The 20,972-nt window shown below is 35.9% G+C and carries 16 protein-coding genes and 1 tRNA gene; 2 read left to right on the forward strand and 15 right to left on the reverse strand.

The genetic code is table 11. The features are described from left to right. Positions 1-14 precede the first annotated feature (14 nt). From ACS127_RS04580 to spoIIE, 7 genes are all read right to left on the reverse strand, one after another. On the reverse strand, positions 15-782 hold the full coding sequence (locus ACS127_RS04580; RefSeq protein ID WP_440897242.1) for a type III pantothenate kinase: 768 nt from the start codon (positions 780-782) through the stop codon (positions 15-17). A gap of 491 nt (positions 783-1,273) precedes the next feature. After that, on the reverse strand, positions 1,274-3,283 hold the full coding sequence (gene ftsH, locus ACS127_RS04585) for an ATP-dependent zinc metalloprotease FtsH (protein ID WP_440897243.1): 2,010 nt from the start codon (positions 3,281-3,283) through the stop codon (positions 1,274-1,276). Positions 3,284-3,435: 152 nt separating this feature from the next. After that, entirely contained in the window at positions 3,436-3,978 is a 543-nt protein-coding gene (gene hpt / locus ACS127_RS04590; RefSeq protein WP_440897244.1) for a hypoxanthine phosphoribosyltransferase, read from the reverse strand. 10 nt (positions 3,979-3,988) lie between these two features. Further along, positions 3,989-5,392: a tRNA lysidine(34) synthetase TilS gene (tilS, locus tag ACS127_RS04595; protein ID WP_440897245.1), complete on the reverse strand. Its 1,404-nt coding sequence runs from the start codon at positions 5,390-5,392 to the stop codon at positions 3,989-3,991. 67 nt (positions 5,393-5,459) lie between these two features. Further along, positions 5,460-6,389: a serine/threonine protein kinase gene (locus ACS127_RS04600; protein WP_440897246.1), complete on the reverse strand. Its 930-nt coding sequence runs from the start codon at positions 6,387-6,389 to the stop codon at positions 5,460-5,462. Beyond that, a complete protein-coding gene (locus ACS127_RS04605; RefSeq protein ID WP_440897247.1) occupies positions 6,355-7,092 on the reverse strand; it encodes a VWA domain-containing protein in 738 nt (245 codons plus the stop codon). Before ACS127_RS04605 ends, ACS127_RS04600 begins: the two co-directional genes overlap by 35 nt. A gap of 288 nt (positions 7,093-7,380) precedes the next feature. Beyond that, the gene (spoIIE, locus tag ACS127_RS04610; protein WP_440898077.1) at positions 7,381-9,804 is read right to left on the reverse strand and encodes a stage II sporulation protein E; all 2,424 of its coding nucleotides are present in this window, start codon (positions 9,802-9,804) and stop codon (positions 7,381-7,383) included. 1,171 nt (positions 9,805-10,975) lie between these two features. Here spoIIE and ACS127_RS04615 point away from each other — a divergent pair. Then, the gene (locus ACS127_RS04615) at positions 10,976-12,877 is read left to right on the forward strand and encodes a bifunctional metallophosphatase/5'-nucleotidase (protein WP_440897249.1); all 1,902 of its coding nucleotides are present in this window, start codon (positions 10,976-10,978) and stop codon (positions 12,875-12,877) included. A 397-nt stretch (positions 12,878-13,274) separates the two neighbouring features. Further along, positions 13,275-13,348, forward strand: a tRNA-Met gene (locus ACS127_RS04620). A 982-nt stretch (positions 13,349-14,330) separates the two neighbouring features. Here ACS127_RS04620 and ACS127_RS04625 read toward each other — a convergent pair. From ACS127_RS04625 to ACS127_RS04660, 8 genes are all read right to left on the reverse strand, one after another. Beyond that, positions 14,331-14,975, reverse strand: a complete 645-nt coding sequence (locus tag ACS127_RS04625; RefSeq protein WP_440897250.1) for a bifunctional 4-hydroxy-2-oxoglutarate aldolase/2-dehydro-3-deoxy-phosphogluconate aldolase — start codon at positions 14,973-14,975, stop codon at positions 14,331-14,333. Positions 14,976-15,025: 50 nt separating this feature from the next. Next, entirely contained in the window at positions 15,026-16,096 is a 1,071-nt protein-coding gene (uxuA, locus tag ACS127_RS04630; RefSeq protein ID WP_440897251.1) for a mannonate dehydratase, read from the reverse strand. Positions 16,097-16,168: 72 nt separating this feature from the next. After that, positions 16,169-16,615 carry a PTS sugar transporter subunit IIA gene (locus ACS127_RS04635; RefSeq protein WP_440897252.1) on the reverse strand — a complete coding sequence of 149 codons (447 nt, stop codon included), beginning with the start codon at positions 16,613-16,615 and terminating at the stop codon, positions 16,169-16,171. Between the two features lie 12 nt (positions 16,616-16,627). Beyond that, entirely contained in the window at positions 16,628-17,386 is a 759-nt protein-coding gene (locus tag ACS127_RS04640; protein WP_440897253.1) for a hypothetical protein, read from the reverse strand. A gap of 233 nt (positions 17,387-17,619) precedes the next feature. Next, entirely contained in the window at positions 17,620-18,126 is a 507-nt protein-coding gene (locus ACS127_RS04645; protein ID WP_440897254.1) for a PTS system mannose/fructose/N-acetylgalactosamine-transporter subunit IIB, read from the reverse strand. 25 nt (positions 18,127-18,151) lie between these two features. Then, the gene (locus ACS127_RS04650) at positions 18,152-19,009 is read right to left on the reverse strand and encodes a PTS system mannose/fructose/sorbose family transporter subunit IID (RefSeq protein WP_440897255.1); all 858 of its coding nucleotides are present in this window, start codon (positions 19,007-19,009) and stop codon (positions 18,152-18,154) included. 21 nt (positions 19,010-19,030) lie between these two features. Then, positions 19,031-19,852, reverse strand: coding sequence for a PTS mannose/fructose/sorbose/N-acetylgalactosamine transporter subunit IIC (locus ACS127_RS04655; protein WP_440897256.1), 822 nt, complete (start codon positions 19,850-19,852; stop codon positions 19,031-19,033). Positions 19,853-19,860: 8 nt separating this feature from the next. Beyond that, positions 19,861-20,967 (reverse strand): iron-containing alcohol dehydrogenase family protein, encoded by a 1,107-nt coding sequence (locus tag ACS127_RS04660; protein ID WP_440897257.1) that lies wholly within the window; start codon positions 20,965-20,967, stop codon positions 19,861-19,863. Positions 20,968-20,972 lie beyond the last annotated feature (5 nt).

A 20,972-nucleotide genomic window follows, 5' to 3' on the forward strand; every position in this document is an offset into this window, starting at 1 on the left:
TAAAAACTCCCTCTTCACTTAACAATTTTATGTATTTCCGCTAAACCCTTTAAGGTCAGAAATGAATCAATGACATCAACCTCATAAGACTGCTCACCAATTAGCTCAGCCAATCCACCCGTCGCAATCACTTTAGGATTTTGTTTACTTTCTCTCTTCATGTGGCGAACGACTGCATCAACCTGCCCGACATAACCAAAAAACACGCCTGATTGAATCGCATCTATTGTTGAAGAACCAATAATTTTCTCCGTTTTCTCTATCTCAACTCGAGGTAGCTTGGCTGCTCGATCATATAGAGCATCTACTGAAATCTTTATACCTGGAATAATTGCCCCACCAACATAAGCAGATGTTTCATCAATATAGCAATAGGTTGTTGCTGTTCCAAAATCAATAATAATAAGCGGACGGCCATATTCTTTAATCGCACCAACAGCATTGACGATTCGGTCAGCTCCAAGTTCTTTCGGATTTGGATACTTCATATTCAAATACTTATCAATTGGATAGTCACCAACAATCACAGGACTAAGCTTAAAATATTTTTTCGCCATCATCTCTAAAGCATACATGATCGGTGGTACAACAGAAGAAATGATAATATCACTGACAACCTCAAGTTTCAAAGCATGATGTTCAAAAAGCGAGCTTACTAACATCGCATATTCATCTTCTGTTTTCTCACGGTCAGTTTTAATCCGCCATTTAAACATTAACTCATCATTTTCAAATAAACCTAGTACTGTATTTGTATTACCAACATCTAAGACAAGTAACATATAATCACCACACTATTTTAAATTAAAGTCATTTTATACACCTTTCTATTTTACTGTTTTTTTAGTTATTCGCCAAATAAAGCGAACATCGACAAGAAAGGCTTCATTTCCCGATCTAATGAAATAGTTAAAAAGTTGATCCATAGGTCTAACAAAAAAGTAGCTTCCTCAACCTAAAACAGCTTCTAAATAAAGGAAAGCTTTACTAGTATTAATCCATTCACCGTTTTTGATTCACCGCAAACTTTTAAAATGAAAGCTTTAAAAGTAAACAAGGATAGAGCCAATAGTTAATTGAAATCATGACGACTTTGACTATAATACTTTTAACAATAAAACGTAACATTATTCAATGTAAACAAAAGATACTGCTCATAACTCACAAATAAGTTCTGCACAAAGGATGACTTTCGCTAGTATCCCTCTCTATTTCTAAATAAAAAACCAGGTTAAAGCCTTTTATGTAAGGTCTCAGCCTGGTTTAATTTTATTTAATCTTCTCTTTCGTTTTCTTCCATTGTAGATGACTCATCGATATTTTGCTCAGATTCTTTTGAATCTGATGTGATAGCTTCTTCAGGTTCATCCTTTGATTGAATATTTACTTTGATCTCTTCTGTATCTTCCTTTTGACTTGAGTCTACTTCAGACTCGCCATTTTGTTCAGATACAACAGATTCCGGTAATTCTCCGGTTTCAAATAATGATTTAATTTGGGATGCATCTAGAGTTTCTACTTTTAATAAGGTTTGAGCAATTAATTCTAACTTATCCTTATGTTCAGTCAGAATTTCCTTTGCATGTTCATAACATATATTAATCAAGCTCTGCATCTCTTGATCAATTTCATAAGCAATCGCATCACTATAACTTGCTTCACTTTGCATATCTCGACCTAAAAAGACTTGGTCATTATTACCGTTAAATTGTAACGGTCCAATTTTATCACTCATGCCGTATTCTGTAACCATCTTACGGACCATACTTGTCGCACGTTGAAAATCGTTATGTGCCCCTGTGCTTACTTCATTAAAAATAATTTCCTCAGCAACACGACCACCTAATAGACCTGTAATTTTAGAAAGCAGTTCTGGTTTCGTCATAAAGTAGCGGTCTTCCTTTGGCAACATAACTGCATATCCACCCGCTTGACCCCGCGGGACAATCGTAACCTTATGAACCAAGTCTGCTTCATCAAGTACCATACCGATAATCGTATGGCCACTCTCATGGTAAGCAACAATATTTCGTTCTTTTTCAGAAATCACTCGGCTCTTCTTAGCAGGACCAGCAATCACGCGATCTGTTGCCTCATCAATATCTTCCGGTTCAATTTGTCTTTTATCACTCCGAGCAGCAACAAGTGCCGCTTCGTTTAATAAATTTTCTAAATCGGCACCAGAAAAACCTGGTGTACGCATAGCGATGGTTTCTAAATTAATGTCTTCAGCTAAAGGTTTATTACGAGCGTGAACTTGTAGAATAGCCTCTCGTCCTTTTAAATCTGGACGATCTACCATTATTTGTCGATCAAAACGGCCTGGACGAAGTAAAGCAGGGTCTAAAATATCGGCGCGGTTTGTCGCAGCAATAATAATAACTCCCTCATTATCACCAAAACCATCCATCTCTACGAGTAATTGGTTCAGCGTTTGCTCACGTTCATCGTGGCCACCACCAACACCGGCACCACGTTGACGACCGACTGCGTCTATCTCATCAATGAAAATAATACAAGGTGCATTCTTTTTAGCATTTTCAAATAAATCACGAACTCGTGATGCACCAACACCAACAAACATTTCAACAAAGTCAGAACCACTGATTGAGAAGAACGGCACACCCGCTTCTCCTGCAACAGCTCGAGCAAGTAAAGTTTTACCTGTTCCTGGAGGACCGACTAAAAGCATCCCTTTTGGAATTTTTGCGCCAATCGCGGCAAACTTCCGAGGGTCTTTTAAGAAATCAACCACTTCAATGAGCTCTTGCTTTTCCTCATCAGCACCTGCGACATCATTAAAGCTAACCTTTTTCTTCTCTTCATTGTACATCTTAGCTTTACTTTTGCCGAAATTCATCACTTTGTTTCCGCCACCTTGTGATTGATTCATTAAGAACATGAAAATAATCACAATGATAATAAATGGGGCTAATGTCATCAAGAAGCTCAGCCATGGACTTGGTTGTTCTTCTTCTTGAACATCAATAATATCTTGATTTGCAGCTTGGTAAGTAATGCTAGATACAATATCTGGATTATCCGGAATATTTGTAATAAACTCTGTGTTGTCTTCATCATTTAAGTGACCTGTTATTCGCATGACACCATTAGATGGTCTCATTTCCATACTTTCAACTTCTTCATTACTTAATACTTCGATAAATTCATTTAATTTAAATTCTTCTGTTCTATTACCTTGTCCTGTTATAAGTTGCATAGCTGAAAGAATAACAAGAAATATCACAAAATAAAAAATCAAATTACGTGTTATACGATTCATCACTTTCCTCCTCCCAAACGAGAAAACTATAGTACATAGTATCACAGAAAAAACAAGCTTGACAAATATATTGTCCTTGTCATTTCCATCATGGAATGTCTTAGTTTTATTTAAAATAATTTACAGTTTTATCACTATGATTAAGGTGTCATTTATTCTCCACCATAAATATGTGGTTTTAACACACCTATGTATGGGAGGTTTCGATACTTCTCTTGATAATCTAAACCATATCCAACAACAAACTCATTAGGTACTTTAAAACCAACGATATCTGCTTTAATATCGACTGTCCTTCCTGCCGGCTTATCAAGCAACGTCACAATTTTTATTGATCGTGCTTTTCGGTATTTAAAAAGGTCGACTAAATAATTCAGCGTAAGACCAGAATCAATAATATCTTCAATAATAAGCAAATCTCTTCCTTCTACTTTTGTATTCAAATCTTTTTCAATTTTAACTTCACCTGAAGAGCGTGTTTCACCACCATAGCTTGATACGTCCATGAAATCCATCTCTAGATAGGTATCCATATGACGAAGAATATCTGACATAAAAGGCAAAGCTCCTTTAAGTACACCAATAGCTAACGGGAATTTATCCTTATATTCTTCGGCAAGCTTTAACCCCAATTCTTGACACTTTTCTTGAATTTCTTCTTGTGAAACTAAAATTTTCTCAATGTCACTGTGCATTCGAACCCTCCTAAAACTTATGTCTTGATTGATATGTTAATTTTATATAATGATCTTCTTTCGCTTGTTTTGTTAAATTACTTTTAACTAAGCCAACAACCCAAAGCACTTCGCCTTCCTCCCGAACTAGAAGCGGCCATTGATCACGCTTTTCTAAAGGGATCTTTTTATCAATAAAGACAGCTTTTACTTTCTTCCTTCCATTGATGTGTGCTAGATAGATACGATCTCCTGGTTGACGCGTGCGGATAGCTAAAGATGGGTATTGATCAATATTAACAGGTAAATAGAAAGTCCTATTATCTGTTGGTAAGCTTTCAATACGGTCAACAATTTCTGCTTCTAACACATCATGGTTGGGCAAAATGGTCCGACCAGGTATCGCTAATGGAAAGTGATACTCTCTTTGTTTCTCCTGTTCGAAGCGAAAGATCAGTGACTGGTAAGATTTGATCATTTTTAACTGTAGTGGTAAATCCATTGATGCACTCGCACGTCTACTATTAACGAGGTTGAAAAACTGTTGTTCATGCCTGTAATTCAAGCCATCTGGCAAATGATCATATAGATAATCTAATATTAGATGAAACAATCTTCTTTGTAAAGCAAGAGGGTGTTTTTTCAATTTATTAATTTGGCAAGTCACCATTTTTGGGTTTTCTGAGATATTTAATACTTCTTGGCTCACCCTTTTTGTTTGATCGAATAAATATTGAATATCATCTGCTATATTTTCAGACATATGCATTATTGTTTCAGGAAGATTAGGGTTTTTCTTCTTTAATTGTGGTAAAACATTTATTCTAAAATAATTTCTCGTATAGACATCCTTTTCATTGGATAGATCACGTCTCGGTACAATACCTTTTTCACGGCAAAATTCTTCGATCATGGACTTGGTAATCGATAAAAAAGGACGAATAATCTTGCCTGTTGAAAATGGACGAGTATTTTTTATCCCCTGTAATGCATCGAGCTGAGTTCCTCTTGTTAATCTCATATAAACCGTCTCAACTTGATCGTCAGCGTGATGTGCCAATGCTAAGTCATCTGCTTGATGTTTCTTCATCAGTTGATCGAAGGCTTGGTATCGGAGAATTCGGGCCGCTTCCTGTGTACCCAATCTATGTTCTTCCTTATATTTAATGACATTAATATGTTGTGCTTCAAATTTAATTTTATTTTTTTGACAAAAGTGTTGAACATACTCAATGTCTTGTTCTGACTCTTCACCACGCAAGCCATGCTCAATAATGACAGCAACTAAATCTAACTGATAAGCAGCTCGTTTTTCTAACAAATATTGTAACAAAGCCATCGAATCAGGACCTCCAGAGACACCTACCATCACTTTAGAACCAGATTCGATTAAATTGTGTTTTTTTATATACTGATCAACTTCTGCTATTAACATTCGCCTAAACCTTCTTTAAACATTTAGTCACTTATTCTGATAACTATCGTATCAGAAAAACCCATCATTATAAAGTTGCAAGGACAAATAAAATTAAACTGATAGAAGTAAAAATAATGACTTCGATCCAACTTACTTCTTGATGCTCTGATAAGTTAGTAATAGTGGCTTTATTCTTGTTCAAGCGACTTAGGCTAACCTTCTGAAAATCTTTCTTCATATCATCACATTTTTGATAGCGACCTAACAAGGCACGTTGTAAAATGAAGTGGTATGGTGTTAGCGTTTTGGATTGCTTTAATTTCATTAACAATATTTGCTTGGGTTGTTTTGTTTTTTTAAATTGGTTGGGGTAGGCATAGTGTAAAGCGATCATTGCTAATGAAAAGAGATCATATCTCGGCTCAGCCTTCCGATCGCCACATTGCCAATACCCTCGATCATAAAACTCGGTATACTCTTTTACCGCTCGCCCAAACAAGGTTACCCCACCAACATCAATAAAACGTAGTCGCGTTGGATTTTTGGCAACAATCACATTTTCTAATTTTAAATCACCTAAAACAAAACCGGCTTGATGGAGTTGCTCTAGTTCAGTTAATAATTGAGTAAATAAAACACCCAGCCAACCGCTTCCCCGTTTCCTAAGAAAATGATCTAACCTTTCCCCTTGAACATACTCCATCGTATAAAATGGATAACTTTGTCCACTCGCATTTATCCAATCATCTATTTCGAACAAAGAAGGCCCAGGGCTTCCCCCTTGGACCTTGGCTAATTTACGCAGCACATTAATTTCAGATGAAATAGAAGCTATCTGGTCACTTATTTTCAATGCAACCAAACGTCCATCCGTTCGTTTAACTAAATAAACAGCACCTATTGCTCCCTTTCCTAACATACGTTGAACAACATAACGTTGTTTATTCCATTTCCCAACTAATTGACTGCCGATCGATAAATTAAAAACTGAAGTCGGCTTCTTCTGACTCAGCATTTTTTCTCAAACTCCTTAATAAACCAGATTGACTAAATGAATATAAAGCTTCTTTAAGTGCCGGTCCAGTTGGGGTCACGCCTCCACTTGTCAGTTTTGGAAAAACAGCTTCTAATTTATCTAGCTTTGCTGACCAATCTAACACTTTATTAATAGCCTTCTTTTTTCCTGGAAAAGAGTAAATTGAAAACTTATTATCACCTATTCTTGAATTCATACTTATTGAAAGATCAATCAGCGCTTCTTTAACAGTGGCTAACTTTTTTTGCATACTGGCACTCGTATCAACTAAAACTAGCAACTGCATATCACATGTTTCGGTTAACTCCTCAACGACTTCCATCACCTCACCTCGTTGATCAGGTGGTAATTCTTCAATGGTTTGTTCTTCACCAAGAATTTGCTTTAACTCTTGATTAACTACACCCTGTAGCGTCTGAGTCATGGCCTGTTTCGTTACAGCCTGAACAGTTTGTGTCAAAACTTGCGGATAAACAATTTGACAAACACCACCACCAGCCGAGGCTATATCTTCTACTTCTACTAAACTTTCAGATTCTTTATCACTCTGATCAAGTACACCAATCACATTAACAGTAATCCCTTGCTCTTGAATATAATTTGCAACTAATGTGGGATCCTCACCTTGATTTGAACACCCATCTGTAATTAATAAAATTTGCTTTAATTTCCCTGTTTTCACTTCTCCCTACCTCCTATTGATATTAACTATCTTCATTCTCGACAGAATAAAGTTTTTATATACAGGAAAAGTAGATAAAGTGAATCTTCTTGCAGTGTGATTCCTACTGATTGAGACTAAGATTATGAATAAAGCATGCACTTATTCTTATGATGCGATCACACCATAACTTTCCTTAGCCTGATTACTTGCCTCACCAAAACTCAGCTCCCCAGCGAATCACTAGCATCAGCTGTCACCTATGGATGTCCTCTTTTTCTCAAAATAGAGACTATACAACCCATTTTTCTAATTCACATGTGATTGATAACTTGGAACTGTCGCCCATTGTGATTGATAACGTTTTATTTTCCCGACTAAAATGGTCATATCATCTTCAATTAATCCAGATGATTGACGAATAACCTCTTCAAGCAATAAATCAGCAATATCCTGTGGATCATCAGTATTCATCTGCTTAATAATTCGTTTTAACCAAATCGACTGATTTTCGACCATCTTTGGAGCCTCAAAAATCCCATCGCTCGTCATAATCAATAGATCTCCATCTTGAAGTTGTTCATCAACTACCTCCACATCAAATTCCTTAACAATACCGATCGGTAGATTACTTGATTCTACTTGAATTACTTGTTTTCCTCGTTTAATAAAACTCGGTGTAGAACCAATCTTTAAAAACTGGACATAAGCTGTTTGTAAATCAACCATTGCTAAATCAAGTGTCGAAAATACCTCATCTGTCATCCGCAGTGAAAGAACTGAATTAATTGACTTAATCGCTACTTGCTCGTCAATACCCGATTGAAGGATTTGTTGAAGTAATCTTAACGTTTGCATGCTTTCTTCGCTTGCCCGTCTGCCATTACCCATACCATCACTAATAGCTAAAGCAAATTTGCCAGCAGCTAACTCCATCGTCGAATAACTATCTCCAGAAATAAAGCCCCCATTTTGAGCTGCATGTGAAATACCAACATCTAATTGATATTTCTTAGCCGAATGAAAGATTAAAAAACAATAACCATTTGGCATCGGCGAAACCTCTTCTTCCTTAACAATAACACTTTCTTGTAATATATCCGATAAAATGGGTGCAATAATCTTATCACCTTCTCCATGATATTGATAAACTGATAGCGTCATTTCAATATCTATCTCACCTTTTCGTAATGAATAAATATCAAGCTGTTCAACTTCAATACCAATAGAATGAAGTGCCGTGATAATTTGTTGCTCTTGTTGATCATGGTGGTCACGTTCATTGACAATTTCCTTAGCAAAATCATTCATCACTTCTGATACCCCTAATAATTGGTCAGCAACAAAGCGGCGACTTTCCCCTACCTGCCACCTTAATTGTTGATTGGCTTTATAATAAGATAATTCTTCTTTCATAACCGCTTCAACTTTATGCGCCTTTACACAATGCTTATTAAATTTAGCTTCTGTCATCTGTGAAACAGCTCCATTCTCACTTAATTCATGTTTCATTTGTTTCATATGCTGATAGGTGTCATCGAAATGCTCCGACCAACACCAAGCTTTTTTAAAACATGTTTGACACGTTCTTTCCGTGACATGACTTAAGAAATCATCTGTATCCTTTTGATCATTCTCGATCTCAGGCTGCTCAATTAACTTGCCTGTAAACGTTTTTGATAAGGCCATAAAGACATCAGAAAATTGTTCCATACGAGTTGCCGTCACATCACGAAGCTTCTGTAAATATTGTTGTTGCTCTTCAAATTGTTCATTCGTACCAGGAATATAACGAGCAATAATATGAATCACATATTTTGGTGTGACTAAAAACAAAAAGATCGCAAGCAAGGATGCAAGCATAGATGGGAACAACCCCCCCATTTCGATACCATAAAAACCAAGTAAAAATGTACTAATTAATAATCCCAAACTAACAGCCAGCTTTTTACCATCCTTCATCAAGCCACCTAATAAACCGCTAAAAGCCAGCAAGCTCATTTGAACAAGCGTCGGCTCATTAACTAAGCTTAAAATCAGACCGATTATCACACCCACAGTTGCTCCAATCGTCGGCCCTCCCGTTAGTGCAAATAATAAAATAAGATAACGAGAAACAATATAGTCTAAACTCACCCCACGAATAACCATCCCTGAAAGTCCCGCTAGAACAGAAGTAAATAAAATCACAAATGAAATCATTTCCTCATTTTTTAAATTTGCCTTATATCGTTTTGGCGTTAACAAAGGGGTACTCTGAATAAAAATAAGGAAGAGTACCGCACTTAGAAGAGCTTCCATAAAAGCGATAAATACTGTATAGCTCGTCCAATCTCCCATTAAACTAATGAAGGTTATTCGTCCGAGAAGATTAGAGATGAATATGATGTAAGGTAAGTATTTCTTCGATTCAACAAATAAACCTAATGAGACAAAAAAACCAAAGAACAAAAAACTAATTAATAAAATAACCAAATTTGAAAAACTTACCGTTAGTGCACCTAGCAAGCTCCAAATAATCACAAAACGACAGCGTTCTTTTTTCACAACCCAAACACTGACTAAATAAGCTAGTGAGAATGGGATAAGCTCATCTAAAATAACAGCCCGCCCCAATAAAAAAGCAATCATATATAACAATAAATCCTTTTCACTCACAAACTGGTAACTCCTCTTCAGCCATTTTATGCTACGACTGGTCTTCAATTTTTCTCCATATACATTCGAAATCATCGCCACAGTTTGTTCACCTCTTTACTAGTATGTGCTCTATTAAATCACAGATGAACTTCATAATTTGTCAAAATATCAGTCCAAAACTAAAGAATTATTCGACTTCTTTCTAGCTAGAAATTAAAAACCATCCAGAAAATCATTTTTTTCTGATTTTCTGGACAGTTTTATTGACTACATATATGCTTGTTTTCTTATACTGTTTAAAAAAACTTTTATCGATAATAGTATAAATCAAACTAAGTCTTCACCATTACAACATCACGATAAAACAAAACGCTTTATGATCATTAAAGTCTCTGTTCCATCAAATAAGCCTTCTCTTAAATTTTCCCAACATTCCGAAAATTAATGAGTACTTTTTCAAAATAAGGGTTTCTTCATATGTAGTTAAATGTTATATTGATAACACCTAGATTGTTGGACGTCCAAACAGAGAGGCGAATTGACGAAGGAATCACTGCTGGTAATATAGTGATACAATAAAAGTTATCAGGATTATTCATGTATCCAATACATAGTCAACAATAAATGATTTAATTTTTTAAACATAAGCTCCCTTTTTGTATTTATTTGCAAATATATGTACAAAATTCAATTAGGTTAGCAAATGAATAGGCGTTTTAATAGTTAGACAGAAAAAGCCGTGTTCATTTTTATTTAAGCGCTTTCCACTTGGGGGGTTTTTAATTAAAGAGGAAAGATACTGGGAACATAATCCTTAGCGGTGAAGGGGGGAATAAATCAACTATAGCAGGATTAATTAACCTTTTACCGTTGAAGGTCCAAACAATTATTTGAGCGAAATACGTAAGAGTTAGTAAAAGTAGCCCCATTGTAGATTGAGTTAAGTAAGTGCCCACTGTCTTGACTATCATAAGCATATTTTTAATCATTTTGCGATCACCTATAATATTTGTTGCCTTCATGTCAAAAGAATAAGAATCTAGTATTTTGATGGTCAATCTAGCAGTATTTAATACTTAGTCAACAAAAGTTAGTAGTTGTTTTAATGGGCGTCCTTTGCTTTACAAATATTTCAAACCTATAAAGTATTACTTTAAGGGATGAATATATCCTCTATCCGAATGAGTTAAGCTTAATCCGAAAAATTAAGTTGATAATGAATTGTCAAATAACTACCAATGATATTACACAAGGAGGAATTATTTTGCTTAGTAGAAAAATAAAAATTATATTATTGCTTACTGCGGCACTAGTCTTGGGTGCGTGTGAAGCTGGCACTGAAGCCGAGGCCGAAGAGGAAACTGTGAATATTACGATATTAGGAACAGCCGATGTACATGGGTTCTTAATGCCTTGGGATTATGAAGTCGATGAGGAAATTACCAATGGAAGTTTAAGTCAAATTTCTACAGCTATTAAAGAATATAGAGAAAATAATGATCATGTCATTTTAGTAGATGCTGGCGATTTGATACAAGGTAATAATATAGATATGTTTGCAGATGAAGAAGAACATCCTGGAGTGAAAGCTTTTAATTACTTAGAGTATGATGCTTGGACGCTAGGTAACCATGAATTTGATTTTGGTGCTGAAACTATGGAAAACATCATTTCTCAATTTAATAATACCATATTAGCAGGGAATTTAGTTATGGAAGATGGATCTGAAATTGCACAAGGCTATGAGATCATTGAAAAAGACGGCGTAAATGTGGCCCTTATTGGCATGACAACTCCTACTACCATGTTATTTAATAAAGACAACGATTTGAGTCAATATCTTGATATTATTGATCCAGTTGAAGAAACTAAAAAGGTAGTAGCTGAATTAGAGGATCAAGCCGATGTATTTGTAGGTGTTATGCACATGGGATTAGAAAATGAAAACGGCATCCCTAATACTGGAGTCACAGATTTGGCTAATGCTGTTCCTGAACTAGATGCAATTATTGCTAGTCATATGCATGAAAATATTAGCCAAGAAGTGGTAAATGATGTCGTTATCACTGAACCTGATGCATATGCAAATTATCTCTCCGTTTTAAATATAGAGATTAATAAAAGTAATAATGAAGTATCTGTTGAAACCAAAACAGTTGATATATCAGATTTTGAAAGGGATTTAGAGTTTGAAGAATTAATTGCAGAAGAGCATCAAATAGCACGTGATGACGCAAACCAAGTTTTAGGAACCATTGAAGGTGTTCCTATGACACACGATGACGAACTTCCTGAGGTTCCATACGATTTTCTTCATTCAACACCCATTAATCGATTTTATAATGAAGTGCAACTACACTATAGCGAAGCTGATGTAGTAGCTACCTTGACAGAAATGAATCATCATTTAGAAGGTGATACGATCCATAAAAAAGACATTAACTACAATTATAATTTTGTTCTTGGAGAAACATCTGTTTTTGAAATGACAGGGGAAGAATTGAAAACTTATATGGAATGGTCAGCTGACTATTTTAATACATTAAATGATGGTGATATTACGGTTAGTTTCAACCCAGAACGCCGAGGTTCAAAATATAGTACTTATGACACCTTTGGCGGTTTAAATTATACAATCGATTTAACTGAGGAATATGGTAATCGAATTAAAAATGTCGTTTTTGAAGAAACAAATGAACCTGTAAAAGATGACGATTTAATCAAAGTAGGAATGAATCAATATCGTTTAGATCAATTATTAAGTGATGGAGAAATATTCGAAGATAAATCTTTTGAACCTATTTGGGTTTCTACAAATGAATTCGGTGAAGAAGGTACAATTAGAGCAATGGCCATGGATTACATTACAAATGTGAATAACGGGGTTATAGTTACAGAAGATAATCCATATTGGGAAATTGAAGGTATCGATGAAAACTCTGATGAATATCAAGCAGTTAAGTACCTGGCGAATAATGGAGCTATTGAATTAAACTCTTCTGAAGATGGTGAATTAACAAATATTGAATCTGAAAATGGGTTAGAAGAGATTGAAGCCTCAGAAGCAGAAGAAATTGAGGAAAAATTAGAAATTACAGGGGTCTATACTAATGGAATGACTAGAGGAGAATTTTATGTTGCTGCTCATAAAGAAGCAACAGAGTAAAACAAAGTAACTAATCTATCTCAAAATAAAAGAACAAAACATACCAGCAAGATCATAAAACAAAACTTCAATCAATAGGAGTTTTTCGACACATAGAAGGTGCTAGCGCAAATGTTTTCGGCAGGACGAGTAACCGTAGCCCCAGAACGTTTCGAACTTAGCTTGTATTCCCTAATATCCACGGAACATAGGGAATACAAGCTAACACCTTAACGTCTAACTGTTTCGCCTTTAAGACATCTCTTTAACGACAATCTCATATTGCAAAATTTTTAATTCTTTTTCATTTGAATATCTACAGAAAAGGACGCATTGCTAAAAACCCATATAAAAACTATTGACATGTATCAAGTGCTATTGTATGATATCAGTTGTGTCTTTGAAATATTATAATTGTGGCGGTGTAGCTCAGCTGGCGAGAGCGTACGGTTCATACCCGTGAGGTCGGGGGTTCGATCCCCTCCGCCGCTACTAAAATAAACAAGAGGACTGTTCGACTTAATATAAGTTGAGCAGTCCTCTTGTTTAGATTTATCACAATGTAACTGTCTGACCGACAAAAAACACGTCTTGCGACTGGAACTCGGAATAAGTAAGGCACTTATTTTATTCTTACGATGCAAATACTTCGTAACTTTTCTCAGTGTGATTACTCGCCCCAACGAAAAGACTTGGGACTGCGGTTACCAATGTTGTCAGGTTAGTACAACAACTAGTCAGTTTCATGATCATCTGTTACTAGCGGTCGATTAAAAATAAAAGTAAAATCAAGTTTGGCGAAATTGCAGTCAACTTTGCTGAAATACAGTCAAGTTAGCCAAAATACAATCAACTTTCACGAAATACAATCAAGTTAGCTAAAATACAATCAACTTTCACGAAATACAGTCAAGTTAGCTAAAATACAATCAACTTTCACGAAATACAGTCAAGTTCATTGCTTTGCAAACATGTTCAATACTTTTTATACGTCTTTCACAATTTATCACAGATAACCGTCCATAAAACTCCCGCCTCAAAATAGAGAGAGGAAGCAAATCTGTTTAGGCGGGAGATACAGGTGAGCTAATGTCCTGATTCACTCAACTAAACAAATGTCTTCGGTGGGACGAGGTTACTCGTCCCACCGGAAACATCTGCATGACCTACATCCTGTAGGCCCAACTTCCACTGAACGAGGTTTCACTTTATGTCCAGGTAGTACCAAATACATTTCTACGCGGCAGTGATCACAAATATAATACAGCAGACTTTCTACAGATGAATAGTTTCTCATTTGGGCTACATAACGGCTATATGAGGATTCCATAATCAAACCAAATCCATTAAACACAACGGATTTGGCTTCAAAGGTTTTGACTGTTTTCGTGAAGAACCGCATAAACAAAACAGGGTAAGCTAGACGCTCACCCCAACATTTGACTTAAAATCTATCTTTTAGTTTAAGATTTTTCTAAGAAACTTCCAATGCATGAACTAAACTCTTTAGTTCATCATCTGCCGTTTTTCCATTGTCCTTTTTTATCAATGCCTCTGAAATAATAAATGAGCCTCCTACTGCTATAACTTGTTCATTCTTAATATAGCTTATAACATTATCTTTTGTAATACCACCTGTTGGAAGGAATTTTACATCATAAAAAGGACCACTCAGGGCATTAATAGCTTTAATTCCACCATAAATATCGGCTGGAAAAAATTTAACCACCTTTATACCATACTCCAAAGCTCTTTGAATATCGGATGGTGTTGCAGTCCCAGGAAAAATCGGAATACCTTGACTTAAACAATACTCAATAACCGCTGGAACAACAGCCGGCGATACGATAAACTTCGCACCATTCTCTACTGCCATTTCAGCTTCTTGTATGTTTCTAACAGTTCCTGCTCCTACAATCAGTTCTCCAGATTCGGCTAGCTTCTTAATAGCTTCGGCAGCCAAATCACTGCGAAAAGTCACTTCAATAAGTCGAACATTATTTCTCACAAGTATCTCTTCTAATTTATCTAAATAATTCAAATCAGTTGCTGTATACAACGGCAATAACTTCGTATTTTCTACTTGTTTATAAATTTCATGTTCTATATTTGCTAACATATTTATTCTCACTTTCTATTTTAGCCATTCATATAAGGAAATAATTTGTTCTAGTTTGCTTTACTCTTTGTAATTGCTTCATGCAAACCTTGCCCATATGAAACACCCAACGCACGGTCATACAGTCCATATCCTGGCATACAATGTTCTCCCCAAATCGTCCTTCCGTGATCAGGACGAATCACCCCATCAAAATCAGCTTCTACCAACGCCTCCATAATTGCATACATATCTAAAGAACCAGCTGTGCTTAAATGCGCACTTTCTTTAAATTTCCTTTCTCCTAAAAACTCTACATTACGGAAGTGAACGAAATGAATTTTATCCCCAATCTCATGCACCATTTCAACTAAATCATTGGCCGGATCTGCTCCTAAAGAACCCGTACAGAATGTAATACCATTATAAGGCGAATCAATAATATTGAGAATTCGTTTTAAATCTGCTAAATTTTTCGTGATTCTGGGAAAGTCAAAGATTTCCCAAGGCGGATCATCTGGATGAATCGCCATTTTCACATTAGCTTCTTCACAAACTGGAATCACTTTTAACAAGAAATATTTCAAATTCTCAAATAAATCTGCTTCAGTTATGCCATCATAGATTTCAACTAATTTATTAAATTTTTTTAATCTTTCGCCTTCCCAACCGGGCAAACGGAAACCCTTTGATTGACTATGGATCAATTTATACATGTCACTAGGATCCATACTCTCTATAACTGCTTGATCATAAACCAAAGAATAGCTGCCATCACTATTTTCATGGTTCAACGTTGTTTTTGCCCAACCAAAAATTGGCTTGAAACTATAACAAATTAAATTGACACCGCACTGACTAAGGTTTCTTATCGTTTGAATATAATTGTCAATATAGTGATCCCTATTAGCGTCTCCTGCTTTAATCGAATCATGGATGGCAACACTTTCAATTCCTAATAACTCTAACCCTTCTTTTTCAACTGACTCTTTTAATTTTTGAATCTCTTCTATTCCCCAAACGTCTCCAGGCAGTTTGTTTAACAAAGTACCTACAATACCGTTCATACCGGGAATTTGTTTGACTTGCTCTAGTGGAATAGAGTCTTCTTTTTCTCCATACCATCTAAATCCCCACTTCATTTCGAATCCCCCTTCGCCAATTTTTTATTAAAAAATTCTCTTACATTGTCCTGTATTTTTCAGATAAATGTATTAAAAATCGTCTTCCTGCTCAACATCGGCATCTATCATCGATATATGCCATGTGCCCATACTGTTTACTCCTTGATCCAGAATCGATTGAACCGCTTGATCAACTGGTGTATTAATTAATTGATGATTGATCGTTTCCAATAACATTGGCAAATTAACGCCACCAATAACATAAACTGCGTTTTGTAACTCATTTGCCAAAGAACTGATAGTAAGTACCGCTTGGTTATACGGACTAGCATTTACCAAATCTGTCAACACAATGACCCCCGTGCCTCTATCTACATCATGAATCGCTTGTTTGATATTCAATCCTAGTTCTTGAATATCATCTCCTTGATTCAGGTTGACAGTCGCTATACTATTTGTAGTCCCCATAATGACTTCAGCGGAATCCTTGAGTCCGTCACTTAGCTGTCCATGTGTTGCAATAACAATTCCAAGCATTTAACTACCTCCTTATGTGAACAACTTAATGATTTTAGTTAAATTCTCTGAATTTAAAGCTTTTTGTTTTAATTCAGATTTTTCAAGATAATATTGAAGTTCTTGATCTGCTTTTAAACTTCTTCCACTAAAAATATAATTAACCTGACTAGTTGAGTAAGGATGAACCGTAAAGTCAGTAAGCTTTTTCTTATTCATAACGTGACCTATAAAATGCAAATCCAAGTCAGCCCCCACACAATCAAGCCAATAGATCTTAGCTGATGCTTTACAAGTTTCTTTCACTGCTTCAAGACCAGCTTCTCCAAAACAGCCTTCATCTACAAAAGCAAAAGCAATCTTTTTACTTTTCACTTCATCAATCAATGCTAATAATGTAAGGATTGATGAAGTGTTTCGAACAAGGTTATTCCTATTGGATAACCCCTTTGCCACTTTACTCAGCAAGTAGAAATAAATACCGTAGCACACCATAACAAACACCGTATTAAATGAAGTAAAATCAAATGCGTTGTGAGAATTCTTCATATAAAACAATGTTAATAAGGTTCCCACAAGCAAAGTGAACAAAGAGCTCACTAATATAAACTTTGTTATAGCTTTACTTTGCCTTTTACGATCAAATAAATAATATGGACCAAAACTTTGAGGCGGTGTGTCATAATATGTGCAAATAATCTGATCCGCAGTTTCGATATCGCCGACATATACGTTTTTAAGGTTATTCTTTTTATTCTGTTTATGTTCAATTACTTTAATATCTTGGCGCATTTTCACGATATCTGTCGCAAGCGCCGAAATAAATCTCTTTTTCTGTTTATCCGTTCTGCGAACACGGTAAATATATTGATATCGAAAAAGCCAATCATTAAACTTCTCGTTTTGATCCATATTTCTATCACCTTTTAATCATATTTATTGCAAACATTAAGATTGCTTATTTAGAATCATTGATAATTGATGGTCATTTATTAATAGGTAAATTGGGTCTGACGGTAGTCAAATTATAAGTCGAATTGCTTTAAAACCTCTCGTAAAGTAGACTTTTGTGCCGAGGGGGTTGATTGAAAATAAATATCTTTAACTCCATAACTCTCATTCAACTCTTTCAGCTTTTCAGCATCAGACTTATTTAAATACACTGATTTAGTTACAAAGATGTCCTTTTCTGGGTCCTTTTGCGCTATGCCGCCAATATTCAATTCTTTCATCGGGACTCCATGGGTTACTAAATCATAAATCACACCAACAGTTTTTGTGATCAAAATACAACTATAGTCTTTAAACTGATATTCATCCCAGTAAAACTTCGCTTTTTCTGGTGTGATGACTATTGTCTTTTGACCTGTCCGGCCCCCAGCACTCTTATATAAATCTCTCATAAATTTGTCTTTAGCCACGACATCATCAACTACAAAAATGGAGTTCACTCCTTTTTTTTGTGATAAAGTCATCATGACTTGACCATGAATTAATCTTTCATCAACCCGAGCTAAATTGACTACACCCATTATTAGATCCCTTCTTTCTCTTAAATTATAGAATTCCCACAGCAGCTAATACAATTAGTATAGCTGTTAACCAAAGCAAAGCTTGAGTTACCTTTAACCCTTTTTTCGTATAGAACCAATATACGCCCATTACAACTGCTAAAGGTAATAGACCTGGAATAATCTGATCTAGAATTTCCTGAAGAACAAATTCTCGACCTGAAATATTAAAGGACAAAACTGATGTGACGTTAACATAATTACCGGCTAAAATTCCCATCATGAACAACCCTAAAACAGATAGCGTTTCGATCGCAGTTTGAACACCAGTACTCTGCATTAAACTAGTTGCATTACGTCCCATTGAAAAGGACTGACGGGCGAAGAATACTCCTAATAAAACTTGATACAACGCAAAAGTAATAAATGGGAATAATGCTCCTAATGCACTTCCCTGTTCTGCCCAAGGAACCGCTATAGCTATAAAAATGTATTGGACAGTTCCTGAGTCAATGGCATCACCAATCCCTGCCAAAGCTCCCATCAATCCAGCTTTAGTATTATAAAGCAAATCATCAGCCATCATAATTTCTTTACCTTGATGCTCTTCCTTCGCTCTTTCCTGTTCCATAGAAGACATCAAACCTGTGATGACTCCACCACCCCATGTAAGCTGTGTATTGAAGAATAAGAGTTGCCGACGATAAGCTGCTTTTAAGGCATCCTCATCCTTGTAAAGTTTCTTCAAAATAGGCATCATTGCATATAATAAAGAAGGTGCCAAATACCGCTCAAAGGAATGGGGAATTTCATTAGCAAAATGCCATCTTAGATACGACTTAGTGACATCCTTCTTGGTAATCTGCTCTGGGGCAGGACCAGCATTATTCGTTATCTCTGTCATTTCATTACCTCCTCATACTTTTTAGAAATTATCATCATAATCATCATCTGAAGAAGAACTATCCACACCTTCTGCTGGTGCAATTTTATTCTTTTGTGATTGTACAAAGATAAGAGCAATGATTACACCAAAAATAGCATAAGTAACCATTGTAATTTCCAATGAACTAAACACAATACTCATAAAATAAGCTAGGAAGAAAAAGACCATATAATCTTTTCGACCAATAACATAAACAGTTGTCGCAATCCCAATTGCTGCTAAACCACCACCAACAACTTCTAGAACATGGATAACAACAGTTCCTTCCAAAGCAGTAATGACATCAGCAATAACTGGGGCGCCAAAATAAAGAGCAACAAATATTAATGGAACAAATAACAGAAATGATGCAATTGTCGGATAGAGAATAATTGAACGAACGATAGCTTTAGGATTTAAGTCCTCAACTGCTTTATCTGTATATTTTCCTAAAAATGTGTTAATAAAAAATCTAAATTGATAAAGATAACTACCTAATAATCCGACGGGCACGGCAACCGCAATAGCAGCTTCAGGTTGCAGATTCCCTAGTAAAGCAACGGGTACGGCAATAGCCGCAGCAACTGCAGGTTCTGCTGGCATTGATCCCCCTGGTGAAAAAACACCCATGTAAATTAACTGAAGTGCTGCTGTTACGATCATAGCTTGAGAGACATTTCCTATTACAATACCGACAACTAGTCCTGTCATCAGCGGCGAAAAGCGTAATGTTAATGTCGCCCCGCCTCCCAACCATCTAGACATAACTGCTGCAACCCATAGTGCAATTAATAAACTTTGCAATACACTTAAAGTTTCCATATGTCCTCCTATCCTTTACCTTTAATATAGTCTTCCAATTGATAAATTGAATCTCGCAATAATTCTTTCGTAATAATAATGGGTACAAGATGGACCTTCTCTTTCGAATCAATGAACTGAACAATATGTTCAATGACCGCTTCATCCTTTGGATAAATATTCATTTGATGAAGTGACATTGGTAAATTCAGCTCTTGATAAAACGGTAACAACCGATCAATTTGATCCCACTTATTCTCGATCGCCAATTGATAAAAAATTCCATAAGCTACTTTTTCTCCATGTAGAAAATCATGGCTTTCTGGGATATATTTGCTCATTGCGTCATGCATAGCATGAGCGGCTGCATTTCTAGCATATTTATCTCCTAGCCCGCCCACCAGACCAGCCACAGAAAAGATAATTTCCGACAAACGAATAAATTCAGCTGATAATTCCTGTTTCTTCATGTCTTGAATAGCTTTGGCGGAGTATTGGGTAATTGCATCTTTGCACAATTTTGATGTATATCCAGCTATCTGCAAGAAAGGTTCTGCCTTTAGATGATCTTGTTGTAAAATAGCGTCGGACTCATACCACTTGGCTAATGTATCTGCTAATCCGGCAATAAAGTAATCAACCGGTGAATTAATGACTAACTGAGGGTCTGTGATAAGAAATGCTGCCTGTCTTAGGAAATGCTCTGTTTTCCCTTCGGCTTCCCCATTTTCTTTGTACATGACTGAAAGCGGAGTCCACGGCGCACAATTACTAGCCAGTGTTGGTATGACTCCAAAGTTAATATTGAGAATATGAGCTGCATATCCAACCAAGTCAGTTAATTTTCCACCACCAACACCAATAATAAAATCTACTTCAGCTTGCTCAGCAATTTCTACTATCAGATCAGCTCCATAATAACTGCATTCACCTGTGTATTGATGATAAGTAAAATTGTATCGATCATCTTGCAAAAAATTTAATTTTGTTTTAGCCTTTTCCCATGACACTGTACCGTGTACTAGCAAAACATTCTGTGCATTATACTCATCCAATAAATTGGGTACAAAATCAATAGCTCCTATATGATACTGATAAAACTGTGGTCCTACTTTTACTTTCAAATCAGTTAACATACAAA

The organism is Amphibacillus sp. Q70, from assembly GCF_052055485.1.
Taxonomy (GTDB): domain Bacteria; phylum Bacillota; class Bacilli; order Bacillales; family Amphibacillaceae; genus Amphibacillus.

What these genes read in the sequence shown, in the direction of transcription:
- ACS127_RS04580 (WP_440897242.1), bottom strand. Translation starts at nt 782, where the DNA reads ATGTTACTTGTCTTAGATGTTGGTAATACAAATACAGTACTAGGTTTA.
- ftsH (WP_440897243.1), bottom strand. Translation starts at nt 3,283, where the DNA reads ATGAATCGTATAACACGTAATTTGATTTTTTATTTTGTGATATTTCTT.
- hpt (WP_440897244.1), bottom strand. Translation starts at nt 3,978, where the DNA reads ATGCACAGTGACATTGAGAAAATTTTAGTTTCACAAGAAGAAATTCAA.
- tilS (WP_440897245.1), bottom strand. Translation starts at nt 5,392, where the DNA reads ATGTTAATAGCAGAAGTTGATCAGTATATAAAAAAACACAATTTAATC.
- ACS127_RS04600 (WP_440897246.1), bottom strand. Translation starts at nt 6,389, where the DNA reads ATGCTGAGTCAGAAGAAGCCGACTTCAGTTTTTAATTTATCGATCGGC.
- spoIIE (WP_440898077.1), bottom strand. Translation starts at nt 9,804, where the DNA reads ATGATTTCGAATGTATATGGAGAAAAATTGAAGACCAGTCGTAGCATA.
- ACS127_RS04625 (WP_440897250.1), bottom strand. Translation starts at nt 14,975, where the DNA reads ATGTTAGCAAATATAGAACATGAAATTTATAAACAAGTAGAAAATACG.
- uxuA (WP_440897251.1), bottom strand. Translation starts at nt 16,096, where the DNA reads ATGAAGTGGGGATTTAGATGGTATGGAGAAAAAGAAGACTCTATTCCA.
- ACS127_RS04635 (WP_440897252.1), bottom strand. Translation starts at nt 16,615, where the DNA reads ATGCTTGGAATTGTTATTGCAACACATGGACAGCTAAGTGACGGACTC.
- ACS127_RS04640 (WP_440897253.1), bottom strand. Translation starts at nt 17,386, where the DNA reads ATGCGCCAAGATATTAAAGTAATTGAACATAAACAGAATAAAAAGAAT.
- ACS127_RS04645 (WP_440897254.1), bottom strand. Translation starts at nt 18,126, where the DNA reads ATGGGTGTAGTCAATTTAGCTCGGGTTGATGAAAGATTAATTCATGGT.
- ACS127_RS04650 (WP_440897255.1), bottom strand. Translation starts at nt 19,009, where the DNA reads ATGACAGAGATAACGAATAATGCTGGTCCTGCCCCAGAGCAGATTACC.
- ACS127_RS04655 (WP_440897256.1), bottom strand. Translation starts at nt 19,852, where the DNA reads ATGGAAACTTTAAGTGTATTGCAAAGTTTATTAATTGCACTATGGGTT.
- ACS127_RS04660 (WP_440897257.1), bottom strand. Translation starts at nt 20,967, where the DNA reads ATGTTAACTGATTTGAAAGTAAAAGTAGGACCACAGTTTTATCAGTAT.